The organism is Nocardia sp. CDC160 (genome assembly GCF_035818795.1).
Classification (GTDB): Bacteria; Actinomycetota; Actinomycetes; order Mycobacteriales; family Mycobacteriaceae; genus Nocardia.
The window spans coordinates 174,033-193,846 of record NZ_JAYKYT010000010.1 but is presented as its reverse complement, the minus strand read 5'-3'; the positions used below and the strand labels follow the sequence as shown (position 1 = coordinate 193,846).

Sequence of the window (19,814 nt, the reverse complement as noted above, 5' to 3'; positions counted from 1 at the left end):
CGAAAAGGATCGCTGTGCAGATTCATACGACCCACTCTCGTATGGTCGGATACACGGTCACCGCCGCGCCTGAGCAATCAGGCGAGACCTACTTCGAACCACAAACTCAGTCCGAAACAACCAGATTTATGGACTGCCTACTCGTAAAAATTGTTGTTCAACCTGGAGACATCATGTTGTGCGAGGCCGCCTCGGTTGTTGTCGACCAGGTCGCCGCTCAGACCGAAACGACGCTCATTGTCATCGACGGATACGGCAGTCAACCGGCCTTCCCGATCGCTGGACATACCCACGCTGCCAACCTGTCCACCGATGTCGGCGATATCTTGTCCGATGTTGCTGATCGTCTGCGTGCACGCGGAAGGCGGGTGCATCGCGCTCCCTCTGGCTGGCCGAAGTCCTGGGACGCAGATCCCTTCGAGTACCACGGAGCACAACGGATAATCGAACTGGCAATCGGCCAGGAACCAACCGAATGGAGCGCCGCTCACATAAGCGGCTGGAGCACACGCTGTGGACTGCTATTTCGTCCCTGACGCCGGCGAACTGCGCGCATGAGAGCCAAGCTCCCACTGCTGACGGCCTCAAAGCCCCACGAAGGCAACGTTCGACGGTCGAGTCAGACTTCGTGTCTGCTATCCGAGATCAAATTGACTGCGAGCTGGAACCTGCCGAGCTGCACTGTGTCGTGCTCTCGAAGCGGGATTCTATCGCCAACGTCGATTCGAACATCGTTGACCAGAGTTCCGCATCTGGACCCGTCGTCCCGGATCCAGACACTGCGGTCGTGCTCGATGCCGACACTCGCATGCTTCCTCGACACCCCGGCCAGCGCCAGACCGTCGGGCAGTTGAGCTCCCACGCCACGCCCCAGTGGAACCTCCGAACCCGGAGGGATGCACAACTCGATCGGGAACAAAGAGTCCATAGTGGACAGATATATGAAGACCGGAGGATGTTTGTCTTCTGACACACACGAATTGTGAGCCAGAGGATGAGCATTCCCTCGAATGGGAACAAGCGGCAATGGTCGTCGCGGGAATACCGGTCGCCTCATCCGACGACACCCCCGCCGCGCACCCGGGGCCGACAGAATTGAATCCGGTGAGGAGGTTCGGGAGGGGTTTGCGGGGGAGGGGCTGAGTTTGCTGAGCAGTCCCTCCCCCCGGGTATTCAGGAGCAGTCGATATGAGCAGCTACAGAACGGCGCTGCCGATGGCGAGCGATTGCATGAGAATGGACGAACCGGAAGAGGCGGAACCTGAGTCGAAACCGCAGCCGAGGATGGGGCAGGGGGGCGGCTCGGGGGGGCGAACCCAGACCGGAACAGCAGTCGGGGTCGCAGAGGGCTGGGGCTGAAGAGCCGTATCCGCCGAGGCGGTACCGATTCCGGCCAGCAGGATTCCTGCAGCGGCCGCTCCGACAGTACAGGACATCCGAACTCGTACCATGGTGTGGATCCTTTGCGTAGCATTCGGCGGCAATGATCTTGTCGCTAGTTGGTCGCCAAGCCTGGCGACTCTTTCTACTGAAAATCCGATGCCGCCAACATCCGCTGGAATGCGGTGATTGCGGACTGCTCGAAGGTCCTCCGCTGGTCGGTGGGTGCCGGAATCACAATCTCGCATCAGTGGGCGGACCGTTCGAACGACTTTGTCGCAGTGCTCAGGTTCCGTACGTGACTGATTGCTGATTGAAATCGCTGATCAGCGAACCATGTTCAGCGAAGGCGCTTCGCGCTGCAGATTGGCAGGTATCGACAACGAGCTTCTCGAACTCGAGCGGCGACAGCCTCGAGATGGAGTCTGACAGAACAAGCTCGACGAGTGCACCCCGACCATCGACCATCACAGTGACCGCGCCGTCGGGTGACGACTCGCGGATGCGGATCGAGGCGATGGCGTCAGCAAGCTTGTTCAGGTCGTCCATTTGCCGCCGGGCGGCTGTTTCGATCCTATCCATCTCGTGGTTCATGGCGATCTCAACTCGGTTCGCGGTACATCGTCGTTGCTGCTGTCTTCTTTGACGATGAGCCGCAAGCCCGGCAGAGACATCCGCCGTCACGCTGAGTTTGCTGGTGCCTCCCGCCGAGTCGAATTGGCCCAAGAAGTTGGGCCGACGTGCGGATGTTCACCGCTCGCCGCGCTGTAAGCCTTATTTGAGGAAATCTGAACCCGAGCGCCCTGAAGGAACGGTTGTGATATCGCTTCGTGGATCGTCAGTGACACCTCTCACTCAGGCGGCCCGCGATCCTGCCTGGGCCGACCTGAAAGACGGTATTCACAAATTGCAGCTCGTCCAGACCGCTGACGGAGGCATCGACGCCGACAACAACCGGACGGTGGCTGCACATCGACTCGTTTGGCGGATAGCGAATGCCGTAGCGACCATGGCCCGATACTTCCCCTATGACCGCGAGTATCTGGACGCTGTCGTGAATGATCTGCGTAACTGGGCGCGTGCGGGATTCGATATACCGGATTTCTCCAGCTCGATGTATGCCTTCCAGTCGACTCGGATAAGGGAGGACGGACGCACTCATCTCGTTCTGTTCCCGATTTACGCTAGAAACAGTGGCGGTGAATGCAGATTCGAAGCCATGCTGGTAAGCGAGACATGGCCGGATTGGCTGGACGATCTCGAGCGAACGCGTTTCGCGGCGGATTCATACAAGCCGCTGATGCTCGCCGATTTCACCGGTGGGTACGAGGCACGGCCGGGCGCTTTCTTTCCCGATACAATATCGGCCTCACGCTCCGCGGCCGACAATGTTGATCACAGTCTGCATCTGTTCGCCTGCGAGGCGGCCCGGTTCCGGGCCGTATGCTCCACCGCGGTGTCGTCATTGCAAATGCAATTGCCCCGAGACTATGCACTCCCGCTCCACGAGGGGCACTCCTCTCAGCAAGCATTCCTGTTGCTCGGACTGCTCAGGGATTGGAGTCGCCCCACCGCGGATCAGTTGCTCGGTGAGATCCCCGATGACGAGCGCGGCCCGTTCTGGATATCGGCACTGGCCCAGCTCAGGGTCGATGTGAATGCGTACCTGGCGGCTGCCGATCTAAGGAATGAAGAACATCCGATAGGATCCATGGTCCCTGGCATTATTCTGCTGGACACGATGCTGCGGGCACCACTGTTCGGCAGGCGAGTACGAAACGTCGAAAGTCTGGCTGGTCAGCTGCTTTTCGCGTTTCTGCAGCACCATCGAGCGCTGCGATGGACCGGGGGGAAACTGCGAATCGACGACAGCATCACCGACGCGGTGGAGCATCTGTCCTACGAAATCGACTCGCTGATCAGTCGAGGAGACTCGGGACACGCACTGTGGACAGCGGGACATCGCCTCGTTTCGCGATTTGTTCCGCCGCGCAGAGGTTCTGGATGGGACGAAGGCTCGGGCAGCCTCACCTCGGTGGCTCCCGATGAGTTTCCACTGGAGGCCTTCTTCGTGCGTCTGTCCTCACGTGTCTCTGAGTTCACGGCTGGATCATTGTCAGTACTGTGATCCGCAGATTGCTCGGTGCGCAGCCTCACGCGTAATCGGCTCCAGCGCCGAACGTCCGGCTTCCGGCACTCAGACGAGGCCGTCGCCGGTGTCACCGAAGTAGCTCAGCCAGCTTCGTGGCTCGTAGTCGAACTCCTGCTCTGACAGGGCTTCCATGCGAGCAATCTCTTCTGCACGTGGCAGACCGAGTAGGTCGAGAACCTCAGCCGGGACGCCGGACTCGGTTAGCTCCGCGCGCCGCAATAGCTTCGCGCGATCGGCGGCCTGCCTGCACAGCCGCAGGATATCGTTTGCGAGATCCTGCGGGGCGCGGAACAACGCATCCTGTGTGAGTGTAATCGCCTGTGGCAGAGGTATTTCCGTGCAGGTCACCGCAACGCTGCCGTCTCTGGTCTGCGCAGTCGCGGTAGTGAAGACCGTTATCTCATCCATCGGCAGACCACCTTTGTGAGTAGCACCTTCCTGGTCTGTCGACCGTGATCCAATGACTGACGCAACGGCTCCGGTCCCGGATCTCTGCGAGTACACCGAACACACACGATGTGCTTAATCAGTCGTGCCGATACGCTGGTGCCCAAGCTCCGCTGCCTTGGGGAGATGCCGAGAGGGCGCGTCACTGCGGCAACCGATCATAAGCAGTCAGCGCGGAGGTACGCGTCAGAGTGGGGCCCGCGACGAACTGGCTCAGGATCTGCCAGGGTGCCGGACGTGGGTTGGACAATCCCAGCATCGTCGCGGTACCGGTGTCGGGGATCCCGTAGCGGATGCCGTTGTCGGCGACGTAGAACAGGCTGTCGCGACGGGTGCTGTCCGGTTCGATCCCGGTGGCCTGGACGTATTCTCCCGTCGATGCAGGGATATAGGCAGCGCCGGCGTGGTCGTCGGCCGGGCTGGAGGCCATCGTGACAGGTTTGGCCGAATCGGGAAGCGGCACTCGCGAACCAGCCATTAGGTGCAGGACTGCCGGCCCGGCACCAAATTTCGACCAGGCTATACAGGCGACGGGTGCGTCAGCGCCGGGTATGATAGTCGGCCGCTGTGTCGGAAAAGTGTCGATCGGCAGTTCATCCCTGACCGGTACACCTTTGAGAGCATCGGGTGGGACCACAGTGATCTCGGACATCCCCTGAGAATCCGCCGCCCGGATCAGATCGGCGGCAAAGGCTGAGACCCGTTGTACGCCATCGGAAACAATGACATACAGCTCGGTTGATTGGACTCCGATGACCTTTATCACGGTGCCAACGCGCAAATTCGACAATCGGCCAGTGGCCGACTCGCCCTCATGTGGGATTGCGGGTGGCGCGATGGCAGGTACTTCCACTGTGGCATCGAGCAGGCCGGAGCTGATCGGCCGTGCGATCGCGCCCTGCAGCCGTAGCGCGCGGACGATGACATCGTTGCCAAGGTCGAGGTGCGCTCGCTGTCCGTTGTACAACAGAAATGTCTGTCCGTCTCGTTCGGCGAGGAGCGCCTCCGAGGAAGAGATCTCACGAGCGTGATCGTTCACCGCCCCGGCTCCTGCAAGTACGGTCGTGGACAACTGTTCTCCCGGGTCCGGCGATGGGTCGATCGTGTCGCACAGAGCCCACGTAAGAGAATCGGAAGACCCTGAGAGAGGAAGGGCCGCGGGTGCACCGGGGATCCCGAGAATCGGCCCGCGCGCCATGGCGGACAACTTGGCGTCCTTCACCGAGGTAGGCGATTCGGCGCTTCCCACGATGAGGCGCGCGGACGCGAGGTTCAGCGCTGGGTGCAAGACATTGTCGACCACCACATACAGGGCGCCACTGTCCTTTCCAACGACAATATGGGCATCGCCCAGCGTCCCCTGCGGCCGCAGAATCGCGAGAATCGCACACCCCGCCGTCGCAAGAACAGCAAGCACCAGACCGATGATCAGTGACCGCAACTGCGAACTCATCGGGTCGTGCAGCATCCGCACATCGCGACGAACCATAGCGTGCTCGAGTCGGCGCACGAGGAACCGATAGCCGTTCACCTGCGCCCTGGTGGTCAGCAGCGACGGCATTGTGCCTCCGCGAGCATTGTCGAAGGCTGCATCTCTACGACGACATCCAGCAATAGAGCTGCCTGGACTCGGTCCTCGCGGTGCGTGCGAGGGCCGCGAGATCGAAAAGGAATGTAGCCAACGACTCTGCCAGACAAAGGATGTCGTTACAGCTGAATTCGTGGCTGCGTGCCCACAGCGCCGCGGTTCGTTCCAGCTCGGATTGGCCCGCCTCGGCCAAGGACTGCAGCAGCGTGTCGGTGACGGTGACCACCCACGGACCTGCATTGGGGCCGATCGAGGTGAGTAGCTCGCACCAACGGGGCTGGGAGAGCACTTCGTCGAAGTCGATCCGCCGCAACAGTGACTCGACGCGACCTATCTGGACAGCCGGGTCGATTCCGGTGATCAAACCCAGCGACGGCAGGCCGAGCGAGACCGCATCGGACCGAACGGTTGCAGCCGCAGCAAGGTCGTCGGGAGCGGCAAAATATTCGTAGAGACTGGTCATGAGCGTCCTCAGGAAAGACCTGCGAGTACGTCGGCGAGTGCATTGCGCATGTCGTCCGCCTCGATCCGCATCAGAGATTGTTCGTCGAGATGTTCGAGTGCGACGGATTCGTCGGTGGCCAACCGGAATTCACGTTCTTCTTCGGCCGCCTCGACGATATTTCGGACGAAACGGCCGTTGCCGGCGACATCGATGCCGCGGCGACGTTGCCCGGTATCGTCGGTGATGACCTTGTTGTAGAGAGCGGTGCAGGCTTCGACCAGCAGTTCCAGCGCGTCGTCGGTGATCACTGAATCGCGCTGGGCCGCAATGTATTGTCCGATGTCGCCCAGTTCGCGGGGCTGATACGAGTCGAAATGGACGCGTTTGGCAAAGCGTGAGGCCAAGCCGTCGTTCGATGAGAGGAACCGCTCGATCTCGTTATCGTATCCAGCGATGATCACCACCAGGCGATCCCGGTCGTTCTCCATCCGTGCCAGCAACGTGTCGACAGCCTCGCGACCGAAGGCGTCGCCGCCAGCGAGTCCAGTCTGGATAAGTGTGTACGCCTCGTCGATGAACAGCACGCCGTCCATCGCAGAATCGATCAGCTTGTCGGTCTTGATGGCCGTTCCGCCGAGATTCTGGCTGACGAAATCGACGCGTTTGGCCTCCACCACCTTGTCGGTCTTCAAAAGACCTATACCGCAGTAGATCTTGGCGATGATCCGGGCGATAGTGGTCTTCCCGGTTCCGGGCGGCCCGGTGAACACCAGGTGTTGGCCGCGGGCTCGACTGGACAGGCCCTTCTCGGCACGAACCTTCGCCACCTGCGCCGAGGTCTGCAATTTGGCGACCTGATTCTTCACCGCGGTGAGCCCGATCTGTCCTTCCAGTTCGGATCCGGCGTCGGCGAGTAGGCGCTTGGCGCGGTCGGCGCTCTGTTTCTTGTGCTCTGCGTCAGGGGCCGGAGCCGATGCGGGATCCCAAGGATCGGTTCGGGCTTGAATGTTCTGCGCAGTGGTGACAGCGATGCGGTAATTGGGGTCGCGCATCGCTTCGGTGTTGGCGTCGAAATCCGGTGCCTGCGAATAGACGTTCTCGAACAACGCACGGGCCTCCTCCTCTTGGCCCAAGTCACGCAGGCACATACCGCGGATGAACATCGCCGTCGTCCGTGCGGCCGGAATCGGCCCCTTCTCGGCGACCTCCATGCGGCGGATTGCTTCGCCGAACAGTCCCAACTGGGCGCACGCCGTGCCGACCATGACATTCGCGCCCGCGGCAAGATACGGGTCGGGCCAGTCGGCCGAACCTGCCAGGACCGTCATCACGTCAGGCCAGCGTTGCGTCGTGAAATGCAGCAAACCCCGGACATACGCGCAGATCCGGTCGTCGATGGCCTTGTCCGGGCTCGTCATATGCGAGTTGCGCCGCTGACCGAGCTCGTCGAGCAGCTGCTCGGCTTCGACGAATTCGCGCTCGTCGATCAATCGCGTGATCTGCGCGAGCCAGATCTCGACGAACCCGGCCAGTGGATATTCGATGTACTCGCCGACCCGGAACCGGCCGGCCACCGATCGTGGCGGCAATCCTAGACGGCGCAATTCCCGGTACAGAGTTGTGGTGCTCGTCTTGTGCAGGTTGAACAGCACCTCACGACTGGTATCTCCAGCAGCCGCACGCCCGAGCCAGCCGTCGCACATCGCTGGATCGAGTTCGGTGGCGCGCCGGAACGCCTTTTTCGCGTATGCCAGATCAGCAGTGGCCTGCTGCCCGTCCACCGGTAACCCGAGCGCCAGGATGCCCGCGTCGAATACCTGTTGTGCCTGTCTGATATCAGTCATGACGAATGCTCCGGTCAGTGGGTGGACAGGTCGGCGATCTGGATCATTTCGTTGCCGTCTGTACGCGATACGAAGATGCCGCGCCCGGGTGGGAGCTTGGTGGGGCGAACGTCGCCCAGCAGTACACCTTCGTCCTTGGGAGTACTCATCAGGACGGCATCGACCGAGAGGTCCTTCAACGGACCCAGCACTGGATCGAACAGCGCTCTCGACGCGCCGCCCGCGCGGCGTGCAACGATTAGATGCAGGCCGATATCCCGCGCCTGAGGCAGGAAATCCAGCAGGGGCAGCAGCGGATTCTTGGCTGCGATCATGTCGTAGTCGTCGACCACGACATAGATCTCCGGTCCACTCCACCAATCGCGATCATGCAGCCTTTGCGGCGTGATATCTGGTTCCGGCAGACGAGTCGACAAATAGGTCGCAAGCTCCTCGATCGTCGGCACCGAGGTGTGTGGGGAGGTGGAATAGCCCGCGAGAAATTCGTTGTCGACCACGCCGAGCAGGGTGCGCCGGTAGTCGATGAGCACGATGCGCGCCTGCTCGGGCGTCGATTGCTCGATGATGCCGACAACGATGTTGCGCAACAGGTTCGTCTTGCCGCAACCTACGTCGGCGAACACCAACAGGTGCGGTTGGACGTCGAAATCGAGAACGATCGGCTGCAGCGCGGACTCGCCGAGCCCGATCGGAATCCGGGTAGGCGCCAGCTCGATGCCAGCGGCACGGACACCTGCGAGGACTTCGATTCGGGTGATCTCGCGCGAGAGCATCCGCACCGGCGGTGCCTGCTGCTTGCCGAAGATCTCGGTGAGCTGCTGGCCAGCTTGGACTATCGATTCGGACAGGTTATTCGGTTGTGATATGCCGTCGAGCCGAGGCAGCGCCACCAACATGTGCAACCCGGTGGGCGTCAGGCCGCGGCCGGGCCTGCCCATCGGCACGGCCGCGGCCAGGCGCCGGTTCATTTCCGAGTCCGCCGGATCTCCCAGGCGCAGCTCGATCCGAGTACCGAGCTGATCTTTGACAACGGGCCGGATCTCGGCCCACCGCGACGCCGCCACGATGAGATGCACGCCGTAGGAAAGGCCTTGCGCTGCAATGGCATTCACCACCGGCTCGAGCATCTCGAACTCTTCACGGAAAGCGAGCCAGCCATCGATCACGAGGAAAACGTCACCGAACTGGTCGGCCGCCAGCGGATGATCGGCTCGCTGCTCTTCAGGGAGTGCAAGGTACTCCTGCTTGCGTCTGCGGAATTCATGCATACTGTCGACGCCGAGCATGTGGAATCGTTGCTCGCGCTGGCGCAGCAGGACGGTGATCTCCGCGATCGTACGACGGACTCGGTCCGCCTCCATCCGATTCGCGGTCGAACCGACATGGGGGATAGCACCCATCGTGGACAGTGTGCCGCCGCCGAAGTCCAGACAATAGAACTGGACCTGATCAGGGGAATGAGTGGCGGCGGCAGCCAAGATGATGGTCCGCAACGTCGTCGACTTGCCCGATTGAGGCCCGCCGACCACCGCGATACTGCCCTGGCCGCCGGTCAAATCGACCGTTAGTACCTCACGCTTCTGCTCATACGGCTTATCGATGAGCCCGATCGGCATCCACAACCCCCCGTACCGGTTCTGCGGCGAGCGCCAATCGGGGTCCGGTAGCAGCATGTCGACTGTGGGAGAAATATCCAGCGGTGGCAGCCACACTTCGTGCGCCGGGCTGCCGTGGCCTGCCAGGCGCGAAACAACGACCTGCAACAGTGATCGCTGCTCGAATCCCACCGCAGGTTCCCGCTCCAAGGCCTCCAGATCCGGTAACGAAATATGCATGGGCTGAGTCTGTTCGGGTAGTTCGACCGCCCGCGCGGTGAAGTAGGTCGGCGTGCGAAACTCCGGTCCAGCACCATCCTGATGGGAAACGCTCAGAGGCGGGACATATGGGCCCGAGACGTAGGTGGAGTTGAATCGGACAGGATCGGTCGCATCACTCTTGAGGAAACCCGAACCGGGAACCGCAGGCAGGTGGTAGGCGTCGGTGATCCCGAGTACCTGCCGTGATTCGCTGGCCGAGAACGTCCGCAGACCGATGCGATAGGACAGATGAGAGTCCAGACCCCGCAGCCGGTTCTCCTCCAGTCGCTGTGATGCCAGCAGCAGATGGACATGCAGTGACCTGCCCAAGCGTCCGATCATCACGAACAGGTCCGCGAAATCCGGCTTCTGCGACAGTAATTCGGAGAACTCGTCAACCACGATGAACAACGCGGGCAGTGGGGCGAGCGGGGCACCCGCCGCCCTGGCCTTCTCGTAGTCGGTCACATTCGCGAAATTTCCCGCCGCCCGCAGCAACTCCTGCCTGCGGTTCAGCTCGCCGGCCAGCGCGTCGCGCATCCGGTCGACCATCGTCAGCTCTTGTTCGAGATTGGTGATGACTGCAGCGACATGTGGCAGCGGATCCAGACCGAGAAAGGTCGCGCCGCCTTTGAAATCGACGAGCACCAGGTTCAGCTGATCGGGGGAGTGCGTGGTGGCCAGCGAGAGGATGAGAGTACGCAGCAGCTCGGACTTTCCCGAACCGGTGGCGCCTATACACAAACCGTGAGGACCCATGCCACCTTCTGCGGACTCCTTCAGATCCAGCTCGACCGGGAGGCCGTCGGGATTTGTGCCGATCGGTACCCGCAGCCGCTCGCGACCGGACCGTGACCGCCACACCTCCCGAGGGTCGATATGTGCGGCGTCAGATATCTTCAGCAGCGCCATCAGACCAGGGTCACCACGGGTTTCCTCACCAAGACTGACGATTTTGGTGGTAGTGGTCAGACGGTAGCGGGCCAGCTGACGAGCAAAGGCCTGTGCCTCGGCCAGATTCACCCAGTCCGGGGCCGCGAACTTCTCGACCCCCCGTGCGGATCGCGCGGCGAGCATGCCGTCCGTGACCACCAGTCGTAACCCCCGCTGCATCACCAACGCATTCGATGAGCCGCTGAGATCCAGGACGGTCACCGAGTCGAGTCCATACTCGCCGACAATCCGGTCGGTGCCGTCGAAGTGGCCGTCATCGAGGACGACGATCAGTTGGACCCGGCCCGCGGTCGGCTGGGCGTTGCGCATGAACCGGCCGCGTTCCAGCAGTTCGGCCGACAATGCCTGCTCGAGCTCGGCCAGCGAGGAGTAGATCATCCGGAGCGAACCGATGTCATCGTGATCATTCGGATGTTGCAGTTGCGGTAGCCATTTCGCCCACGACCACACGGGCCCGTCAGGGTCGGCGCAGACGATGGCGACAGCCAGATGATCCGGACCGTGGAATGCACACAGCTGCATCAGCATTGCGCGCACCACCATCCGGGCTTCGTCACGGTCACCTTCGATGCCGATGGCAGGGAACACGCGTAGTGAGATTGCCGTCGGAAGATCGTGAACCACCGAATGCGTCCGAACGAAACGGCGCAGCGCGACCGTTGAAACCGGTTCGAGATCCTCGACCGGACCGGTCTCCGGGCGAGCGAGCCTCGTGGCAAGGCTGTGGCTGCCGACGCCGATCCGAGCATGCCCGAAATCAGGATCGTTGGGACGCCGCTCCCACATTCGGCGAGTTCCGATCATCGACGCCAGATTCACTGGCGGCGGATGATTCCACACCAGCGCACTCCGTTGTGCCACAGCAGTTTCGCGAACATCCTTGCGCAACTGCGCCAAGTATCGGAAATAGTCCTTCCGTTCCTCGTTGAGCTCGGCGGCCTTCTTCCCTCCGCCGCGAGACATCCCCGCATACATGCCGAACATCGACATCAGCATCATCAGCGGGAACATCAACGTGAACGGGTTGGACAGCGCTTGGCGGCCCGATGACAAGGACAATGCCAACATGCCGATGACCGCGACAAGCATCACCACCGGCATCAGCCTGACCAATAACGGCGTCGGCATCGGCCGCGTCAACTCCGGCGGCGCGTGCAAGACCACCTCACCACCGAGTGGCCGCGGAGGCGCGATGCGGGCTAGGCGCACGAATCCGTCTGTGACCATGGTCAGTAATCCACGTCCTCGACGAACGGACGGCGACGATTGCGGCGGTAGGCGATCGAGAGCACCTGCGCGACCGCACCCAGCACTGCGCAACCCAGCAGACCGGTCAACGCAACCCGGCGCGGGTGTGGATCCACACTCGAAGGCGCACGGGGCGCGTCCAGAGTCCGCTCGGCGGCCGACTGCGGCGCTGGCCCGGGCAGCTGCGCAGTCAAGGCAGCCAACGGATCGATAGTGCCGGCACCGACCCGATCATCACGCCCGCTGCCCGGATGATGCGCTGTTGCCACGATCCGGTCCATCACACCGCGCGCCGACAGCGAAGGAAATTCAGCTCGAACCAAGGCGGCGAGCCCGGCCACGTATGCGCCCGCGAAGGCGGTGCCGTCGATCGTGCCGGGACCACTGCTTGTCTGCACACTGTTGACCAGACCTGTGCTGCCCGGTGCGCTGTCGAGGGAAACGATGCCGCGACCCGGTGCCGCGACCGATACCCACGGCCCGTTCAACGAGAACGCCGAAGGTGACCCGTCCGCGTCAACCGAGGCGACCGACAGTACGAACGGCGCATACCAGGCCGGGCTGGATACGGTTTTCACTGCTGCCCACCCGATTCCGTCATTCTGGTCTTTACACGGACCGTCTGTCTGCAGATTGCCTGCCGACGCGACCACCACCACGTTGCTGTCGTAGGCGAGCTCGAGTGCGACCCCCACGGCACCGTCGGCTGCATCCTCGCCCGCCGGCACGCACGCAGCTTCCCCAATGTCGATCACCGTTGCGTGCATCTTCACCGCTTGCACGATCGCCCGCGCCAGGGTGGCGGTGTTGCCGTAGCCGCTGGAGTTCATGGCACCCGCCGGATGGCCATTGCCCGAATTCTTCGGCTCGAAAGCCAGACTTAGCTGCCGGATGGCGATGATCGAGGCATCCGGTGCGACACCGGAGAAACCGTCGGTTGCGCTCGGCCGGGCACCGACGATTCCCGCGACCAGGCTACCGTGGCCGTCGCAATCGTCGGTGCCATCGCCGGTCGAGACGAAGTCACCACCAGCAATGACGGTGGGCAGCCGAGGGTGCGGGCTGACGCCGGTATCGATGATCGCCACGGTTTGACCCGAACCACGGCTGAAACGCCACGCCGCCGGAAGATCAAGGACTCGTTGTGCTTCCGGCGCACCGCGCAATCCGGGACCCGACCACATCGGGCGCGCGCATTGAGCGTGCTGCTCGGTCTCGATCAACGGGCCAACCGGACCAACCGGAACTGGCACGCCCGGATCGATCACCGGCGGAGAGATGAGAAGCACCGGAGCAGCCCACGCCGACGGCGCGAGTCCACTGGCAGCAAATGCAATCGCTCCGACTGCTGCACTCAGCAGGCGGAACCACTGTCGGAATCGGATGACACTCATAGATCGCGGGCAGCACCGTAAATGTCGAGGCTCCAGAAAGCGAGCGGAATGATCGCGACGATCAGGAGGTACTCGAACAGTTCACCCGCACGCCGGGCCACCGGCGAGATCTCCGTCGACGGTCCGACAACACCGAAACCGATAGCGACCATGGCGATTACCAGCAGAATCGCAGCGGCGGGGATCAACGCATGGTCATAGCTTTGCGCGTACTCACATGCCAGGCCGATCAGCGTGAGGCAGCCACCGACGATCAGCGTGCCCGCCTGGGTGCGATCGGCGAACGTACGGCCACGCAGGCACAGCACCAGCCCGATGGTTACCGCAAGTGCGGCACTAGTCCACCGCGGACCCCCGACCGGCACTGTCGCCACCATCGCTCCGGCGACCACGGCAGCAGTGGCACCCACGACCACTCCGGATTGGATCTGATTGGCCTCACGAACACGGTCGGCGAGATGAGCCGCAGACGGCAGTACTGTCGCCCCGATTGCGCCGATGCCCTCAAGGGTCGGGCGCGGTTCGTGGTCGGAAGGATCGATTGCCGCGCCTGCGGTCGGTACCGGCGGGATCGGCAGCCGCGCATAGGACGTTGCCACCCGCGGAGCCAGCGAAACGACCAGCAGCGCGCAAACCACAACGCACACTCCAGCTTTGGCGGGTGCAAGACCCCACAAGACCATTACCGCGGTTATACACAACCCGAATGTGAGCATCGTGGCCGCGGCCGCGAATATCATCGCGCCCGCACCGGTCAGCCGATAGCCGGCGACCGCGACGAAAAGGGTTACCGCACAAGCAAGCATGACGCCCGGGCTGCCAAGGGGCCCCGGTACCAGCAGCGCTGTCCCGACGAAGATCAGCAGCAGCGAATACACCGAAAACATCGCCGATACTTCGTCCTCGGCGAACCGGCGGGCGGCAACATACGCGGCGAGCCCGGACCCGGCACCGACGCATTCGGCGAGCAAGGCTGCTGACGTCTTCGGTCCTTCGTCACCCACAGTGAGCAAAACCCAATCCGCGACCGCTACACACAGCAATCCCAGCGCCATACCGGCCCAGCGCGCCGCGGATATCGACCAGCTGGGGAACGCGGTTTCGGACAACTGAGCAACGGCATCGATGACATCATCGAAAAGTGCGGGGGCCTCACGAATCGCAACCGGACTCAACACCAGCAGCTCGCCGTCGAAAACCTGGGCGTCGATCAGAGTGTGGTGGGACGGAATCGGATCGGTGCCGAGACGACCCAACGTCCAGTGCCGGCCGCCGGCTGTCGTGGTTTCATCGTATGAGTCCCGATCAGGGTCGCGGTCTTCTATCAGACGCGCCACCTGTGCGATGAACGCAGCGATCGGCACCGACGCCGGTAACGCCAAGTCCACCTGTGTTGTACGACCGATCACGGAGACCCTGCACACGTCAGGCCTACCAGTACCCGGCATCGATACGTCGAACAAAGATCGAAGCTCCACAATGTGTCATTCACCGGATAATGCGGGGCCGCCCCGCGATCTCCCGAGCAGAAGCGCGGGACGGCCCACAACGGCATCCGAGCCCAGCGATGGGCTGTGTCATCCAGTGTGGAGGGATGGCTCGACTCGGACGGCCGCACACAAAAGGTAGACAGCGATCAGTTTCGAGACATCCGCCATCGTGCCGAGGTGGCGTCGAGTCTTTCACCAGGGCGCCGATTGGGATCGGGGCCAATCCTGTTCATCCTCGACAGCATCCGACACAGTGCGAACCGCAAGGTTGACTATGGCGCGGAATCGGTTGCTGTCTGCGGCAACAGCGATCGATGGCCTGCGTGCGCTGATCACGTATCTGCCATCACCATGCAGGTCCCGCCAGCTCACAATCTGTGTGGACAAGCCGCGAGGACCGAATTTCGATCTACCCTGGGTGACTTTCACGACACCGACGGTATCGGCTCGTGCCCGCAAGAATGTGGAAGTGCGGTGATCTGCGGAATCGCCGAACGCGCTCGCGGTCACCATCGATCGCTGGAGTGAATAGTCCACGTCGGCTTGGTCGTGCTCATCTGGGAGCGTGATCTCGCCTAGAGCGCCCGCAGGCACCCGCGGCAGGCTCTCGACTACGGCTCGAGCGATGCCTTCTCCGCCGAGTTCCGTCACCTCGAAACCGCCGCTGTGCCATATCGTCTCGCCGGGAGCCTGCACCACCCGATAACCGCGATCGCCACACCGCGCGACAAGCATACGTATGCTGCGCTGCGGGTTCTGCGGATTCTCGCCATCGACACCGTGCACGACGATCCGCAACTCAGGCCGGGCAATCGTTTCGAGTACCTGGGTGAACGACCCATCCAGTTCGTGGTGCAGCCGCTCTCGTGCGATCGACACCTCGCGCATGAACTCTACCCATCGCACCGCACGGCTGGTGAACAGCAGCGGCGCAGGAAGATGATCGCCGACCCAATCCTGCCATAGCACAAAGAATTCCAGGTCGCTGAGAAACCAGGTCCTGTTCATTCGTCGAAGGTCAATGGATTGAGCTGGGCCTGTTGCGGAGCTCCCACTGATCGGCGAGATGCTGGTTGAAGGTCACCTCCGAGGAACCGCTGAGCGCCGGGCGAGTGGACGGCACCTTCGCTCGTCGCCCCGTTGGCCGGCTCGGCGTCAGCAGTCAACTCTGTACCCAGCACCGGCCGGGTCACTCGCGGGGACGTACCGAAGGCCTCGAGCAGATGATTCTGGGATTGCAGGCTTTTCGAACGCTTGCGATCTTGAGACTGGTTTGCTCCGGCGCCACTGGCGGCGGGGCTCATCATGCCGGGGCTGCCCGGCATACCCGTTGTACTGAAGGGATTCGGAGGCTGAGCGCGTCCCGTCGCTGTCGGATCCGGGCTTGCCAGGGCGGCGCGCGGGAACAGCTTGTCCGCCAACGATGGATCGTTGACAAGCGGTGCGTACGGTGCCGAGATCCCGGGCCCGGTTCGAGGCCCGCCACCGACCGGCATGGCCCGGGAGTCTTCAGGAGAGGCAGGCTGGTCCGGAACCGAGGTCGGATCGGGAAACGCAGGGGTGCTGGGACGGGGAATAGCCTGCTGCGCCGCGCTCGCCAGTTGCTGGCCGATCTGCTGCATTATCCCGAAAGCCTGGTTGCTCGCCTGCTGGAGCTCGGACTGAGCTTGCGCCCTCCTCTGCTCCGCCTCGGAAGCCTGCTGTTGCTGTGCGATGGCATCTTGCTGCTTCTTGTCGGCCAAAGCCATGGCCGCAAGCTGTTGATCGTCGGCCTGCTTCATTCTGAGGTCTTCGGCGGCCGACTGCGCCTTTTGATCCTCCGAAGCCTTGTTCAGAGCAGCTTGCTCTCGTTTCAAGCTTGCGAGGTCCTCAGCGGACCCATTGCCCCTATTGGGCAGATATGTTCTTGAACCGGTCGAAGGTCCGGACGGAATCGCTGATCCTGGCAAATTCGGAGGTGAATCCAGAACATTGAACTTTCCCGCAGAATAGTTCGGTAGGCTGCCTAACATACCCAGTAGATCGGCGAGGGATCCGGTAGTCGGCGGATTCGAAGAGCTGGACGGCGCAGTGGCTGGGTCGGGAAAAACCGGGATGTGTGCATCGGTATACGAGATAGCTGGCATGTACGTCACTTGCATTCCGGTGCGGTATTTTTCACGGGGATCATCGCCGGGGTCTGAACTGTTCGGAAAATTAAGGCCAGGTATATCAGGAGGGATCGGAGCATTCGGCATGATGGATCTGGTGGTCCGCAATGACTGTGCCAGTCCGTGAGTCGGGTCGGAGAGAAGGCTGCCAATCGTCCGCATCGTATTGGTCAGGGTCTGCGTGCTGTCAGCGTAGTCACTCGTTCGCTTGAAGGCAGTATCGGCGCCCTGCCCGGTCCAGCTGTTTTTCAGCTGGTATATTTGGGTGGTCAGGTCGTTGAACGCGATATCGAGTTCGGCTGCCATTGCATTCCATGCGGTACCTGCGCGATCCACCGTGTCGGGGTCTACCATCTCGTAAAGCTTCCAGTAAAAGTCATTCACGGTTTGTAATTCTGGACCCCATGGATTGTCATGGTAGACCCAAGGCATTCCTTGGCCCAAGATGTTCTTGGCGGGTCCGAGTTGAGTCGACCACGTCGTATTGTCGGATTCCAATCCATCCCATGTATCCGTGAGGGCATTCCAGCCGTAGTTAGGAGTCCGGTAATAGGGTTCGAGTTTCATGCTGGATCGAGACTGGGCGAACGTGGGGTCGGTCGGGTTTGTAAAACCGCGGGCCCCCGGGAAGGTGTAGATATCCGGGTATTGTAGGGTTACGTCGGTGACACTACCATCGGGATTGGTGACGTGCACGAGCGAAAAGCCGTCGAGTTGATTCAAGCCGTGATCGAGCATTGCCGAGCTATCCGTCTTGTCGATATCCGCGCTGGATGGCATACTCAAAATATTGAGGCTGGTTGCGGAGCTCGACTCGGCCTTGTTGTACATTTTGATTGCTGAATTGAATGCGTCGCTCATCGCGTAGAGAATATTCAAATGCGATCCAAGTGTGACCGACCCGAAGTCGGCGCCTACTTGACTCAGCTTCTTTGCGAGTAGCTCGCCTGAATTCAGGCCGGAAAACGTGTTCACCGTTGTCGCTTGTCCGGACTCTTGTTGAACAAGCAGGACACGACCGATCGCTGTTTGCAAAGCCTGGCCGAGCTTCACAGCCACGTCGCCGTCAAGCTTGATCTGCCCGGTTTTCAGCTGGGCCGAGACCCCCTGCCATGCTGCTGGGCTGATGTCGAGATGATCTCCAGCAGCCGGGGCCGCAGGGCCGACCGATGAGGACGGGTCTGGTGAAGAATCCGTTGAAGTGGGCATTCTCCTGGACTCCTGACAGCAAGTTTGGTCGGACGGCCCGTAGATGCCGCCAACGATTTGGCCCAACTCGAAGGGAGGCTCCCACTCGCCCTGATAGGGCGACATCCGCCATTGTGCGGATCTCAACGGTTCGACCGTCAATCTACGCACAGTGGCGGATCTTCGTACCGCCCATCGCATGCAGAATCTCCGCGAGGATCTGGGAAGGATCAAGGATGAGCGGCGAAGTCGAGGTCGACCCTTCAATACTGGTCGACGTCGAGGACAAGTTGCGCGATGCAGGAGCCAAGGTCGCCCAGGTACTGGCGTCGCTGGAATACGCCGTGGGGTTCGAGAGTGCGTCACCGGGCGGACACGACGAGGTATGCCAGAACATCGACAATGGTCAACACGGCTATGACGGCTACATCGCAGGACGTGATAGCGCGTACGAGGGTCTCAGACAACTGCGTGACGGGCTCCTGGGGACCGCCGAGGGTACACACGAAGCTCTCGACATCCTGACCGCCAGCGATCAAGCGTCCGGGGATCGATTGAGCCGTGCCGCGCTCGGCCCGGAGGACCGAATTGGTGAATGACGCCGAAAAGGCGCAACTGGCAGAGCTACTGGAAACAACGCGCCGGCAGATGTCAGTCGTGGACGACCTACGTCACCGACGGAGTCTGCTGACTGCCACTGCCTCCGCCGGCGACGGGCGCGTGCACATCACAGTAAACGCTGATGGCCAGCCCATTCGAACCGAATTCGGCGACGACATCGGAGATTTGACATTCGACGAGATCGCAGAGGCAGTGACCGAGGCCGCTCAACGTGCGGCCGCCGACGTCACCCACCGTGGACAGCAACTGATGGAACCAGTGCTCCAGAATAATCTCCACTTGCCGAAACTATCCGACATCGTCGCCGGCGCGCCTGACCTGGATCACATGATCGACACCTCCGGACAGCAAGCCCGGCAGATACCGGGCGCCGCGACAGACCCCCTGTGGTGACGTGTTGCGGGGGCGAGCCAAATGACAATCGGAATCCCACACGAGTGGGATTGGATCAGCTGGATTGCCTTCAATTCCTGGCCCGAAGCTAACGAGGATGAACTACGCCGCAAAGCGGATACATATCGACAGGCAGCCGACAACTTAGGCGGGGTGGATGACGGCCTGCAGCACGGGCTCGATCGGCTGAATTCCGGCGAGTCGGGTGTCCATGCCGATGAAATCGGCGTACGCACGAGGACATTGATCGAGGCGCTGCCTCAGATTCGCAACAGTCTTGTCAGCGTCGCTGACTACCTGGACAGCGCCGCTGACCAGGTCGAGTCCACCAAGATCTTCATCCTGTTGGCAATGGGAGATGTCGTCAGGGCGGTTCTCGTCGCACGCATGTCTCCAGAGGCCGCCCCTTACATACCTGTGATCGAAGCTACCGGGCAATCGATTGTCCGTATCATCTACCGACGTCTTGCCGCCTGGCTGGGGTCCCTCAGTGTCAAAGAAGTCCTCTCCGATATGACACTCGATGCCCTGAAACAGCTCGGTCATATGGCCGGGCAGGACTTCGGAATCCAGTTGTACGAATATGCGCATCATCCTCACGCAGGTCTGAACGTCGCGCAATCGTTGAAGGCTGGAACCATCATGGCCCTGAGTTCTCCGGTCG

At 61.7% G+C, this 19,814-nt stretch carries 15 protein-coding genes and 1 pseudogene; 5 read left to right on the top strand and 11 right to left on the bottom strand.

Features of this window, described 5'->3' with window-relative positions:
* The first annotated feature begins 14 nt into the window (after positions 1–14).
* Positions 15–536 (top strand): hypothetical protein, encoded by a 522-nt coding sequence (locus VMT40_RS37600; protein ID WP_326364437.1) that lies wholly within the window; start codon positions 15–17, stop codon positions 534–536.
* An 83-nt stretch (positions 537–619) separates the two neighbouring features.
* Here the strand turns inward: VMT40_RS37600 and VMT40_RS39490 are convergent, their stop codons facing one another.
* Together VMT40_RS39490 and VMT40_RS37595 are read right to left on the bottom strand one after the other, a co-directional pair.
* Positions 620–928: an FHA domain-containing protein gene (locus VMT40_RS39490; protein WP_442790127.1), complete on the bottom strand. Its 309-nt coding sequence runs from the start codon at positions 926–928 to the stop codon at positions 620–622.
* Between the two features lie 737 nt (positions 929–1,665).
* Positions 1,666–2,064 carry a YbaB/EbfC family nucleoid-associated protein gene (locus VMT40_RS37595; RefSeq protein ID WP_326364436.1) on the bottom strand — a complete coding sequence of 133 codons (399 nt, stop codon included), beginning with the start codon at positions 2,062–2,064 and terminating at the stop codon, positions 1,666–1,668.
* Between the two features lie 157 nt (positions 2,065–2,221).
* Between VMT40_RS37595 and VMT40_RS37590 the strand changes: the two genes are divergently transcribed.
* On the top strand, positions 2,222–3,508 hold the full coding sequence (locus VMT40_RS37590) for a DUF6421 family protein (protein ID WP_326364435.1): 1,287 nt from the start codon (positions 2,222–2,224) through the stop codon (positions 3,506–3,508).
* Positions 3,509–3,577: 69 nt separating this feature from the next.
* Here the strand turns inward: VMT40_RS37590 and VMT40_RS37585 are convergent, their stop codons facing one another.
* The 9 genes from VMT40_RS37585 to VMT40_RS37545 all read right to left on the bottom strand — a co-directional run bounded on the left by VMT40_RS37585 (position 3,578) and on the right by VMT40_RS37545 (position 18,157).
* Complete coding sequence (locus VMT40_RS37585) at positions 3,578–3,940, bottom strand: hypothetical protein (RefSeq protein ID WP_326364434.1); 363 nt, start codon at positions 3,938–3,940, stop codon at positions 3,578–3,580.
* A 181-nt stretch (positions 3,941–4,121) separates the two neighbouring features.
* Positions 4,122–5,540 carry a type VII secretion protein EccB gene (gene eccB / locus VMT40_RS37580; RefSeq protein WP_326364433.1) on the bottom strand — a complete coding sequence of 473 codons (1,419 nt, stop codon included), beginning with the start codon at positions 5,538–5,540 and terminating at the stop codon, positions 4,122–4,124.
* A gap of 34 nt (positions 5,541–5,574) precedes the next feature.
* Positions 5,575–6,030, bottom strand: coding sequence for a hypothetical protein (locus tag VMT40_RS37575; RefSeq protein ID WP_326364432.1), 456 nt, complete (start codon positions 6,028–6,030; stop codon positions 5,575–5,577).
* Between the two features lie 8 nt (positions 6,031–6,038).
* Positions 6,039–7,856: a type VII secretion AAA-ATPase EccA gene (gene eccA / locus VMT40_RS37570; RefSeq protein WP_326364431.1), complete on the bottom strand. Its 1,818-nt coding sequence runs from the start codon at positions 7,854–7,856 to the stop codon at positions 6,039–6,041.
* 14 nt (positions 7,857–7,870) lie between these two features.
* Positions 7,871–11,893: a type VII secretion protein EccCa gene (gene eccCa / locus VMT40_RS37565; protein ID WP_326364430.1), complete on the bottom strand. Its 4,023-nt coding sequence runs from the start codon at positions 11,891–11,893 to the stop codon at positions 7,871–7,873.
* A gap of 2 nt (positions 11,894–11,895) precedes the next feature.
* The gene (gene mycP / locus VMT40_RS37560) at positions 11,896–13,308 is read right to left on the bottom strand and encodes a type VII secretion-associated serine protease mycosin (RefSeq protein ID WP_326364429.1); all 1,413 of its coding nucleotides are present in this window, start codon (positions 13,306–13,308) and stop codon (positions 11,896–11,898) included.
* Positions 13,305–14,717, bottom strand: coding sequence for a type VII secretion integral membrane protein EccD (eccD, locus tag VMT40_RS37555; RefSeq protein WP_326364428.1), 1,413 nt, complete (start codon positions 14,715–14,717; stop codon positions 13,305–13,307). Before eccD ends, mycP begins: the two co-directional genes overlap by 4 nt.
* 273 nt (positions 14,718–14,990) lie before the next feature.
* A complete protein-coding gene (locus VMT40_RS37550) occupies positions 14,991–15,806 on the bottom strand; it encodes an ESX secretion-associated protein EspG (RefSeq protein ID WP_326364427.1) in 816 nt (271 codons plus the stop codon).
* The gene (locus tag VMT40_RS37545; RefSeq protein WP_326364426.1) at positions 15,803–18,157 is read right to left on the bottom strand and encodes a hypothetical protein; all 2,355 of its coding nucleotides are present in this window, start codon (positions 18,155–18,157) and stop codon (positions 15,803–15,805) included. Before VMT40_RS37545 ends, VMT40_RS37550 begins: the two co-directional genes overlap by 4 nt.
* A 215-nt stretch (positions 18,158–18,372) precedes the next feature.
* On the opposite strand from VMT40_RS37545, the gene VMT40_RS37540 reads away from it, so the two are divergent.
* The 3 genes and pseudogenes from VMT40_RS37540 to VMT40_RS39485 all read left to right on the top strand — a co-directional run.
* A complete protein-coding gene (locus VMT40_RS37540) occupies positions 18,373–18,735 on the top strand; it encodes a hypothetical protein (RefSeq protein ID WP_326364425.1) in 363 nt (120 codons plus the stop codon).
* Positions 18,728–19,150, top strand: a complete 423-nt coding sequence (locus VMT40_RS37535) for a YbaB/EbfC family nucleoid-associated protein (protein ID WP_326364424.1) — start codon at positions 18,728–18,730, stop codon at positions 19,148–19,150. The genes VMT40_RS37540 and VMT40_RS37535 overlap by 8 nt, the downstream gene beginning before the upstream one ends.
* A gap of 21 nt (positions 19,151–19,171) precedes the next feature.
* Positions 19,172–19,483: pseudogene (locus VMT40_RS39485) on the top strand (WXG100 family type VII secretion target); the annotation flags it as partial.
* Between the last annotated feature and the right edge of the window lie 331 nt (positions 19,484–19,814).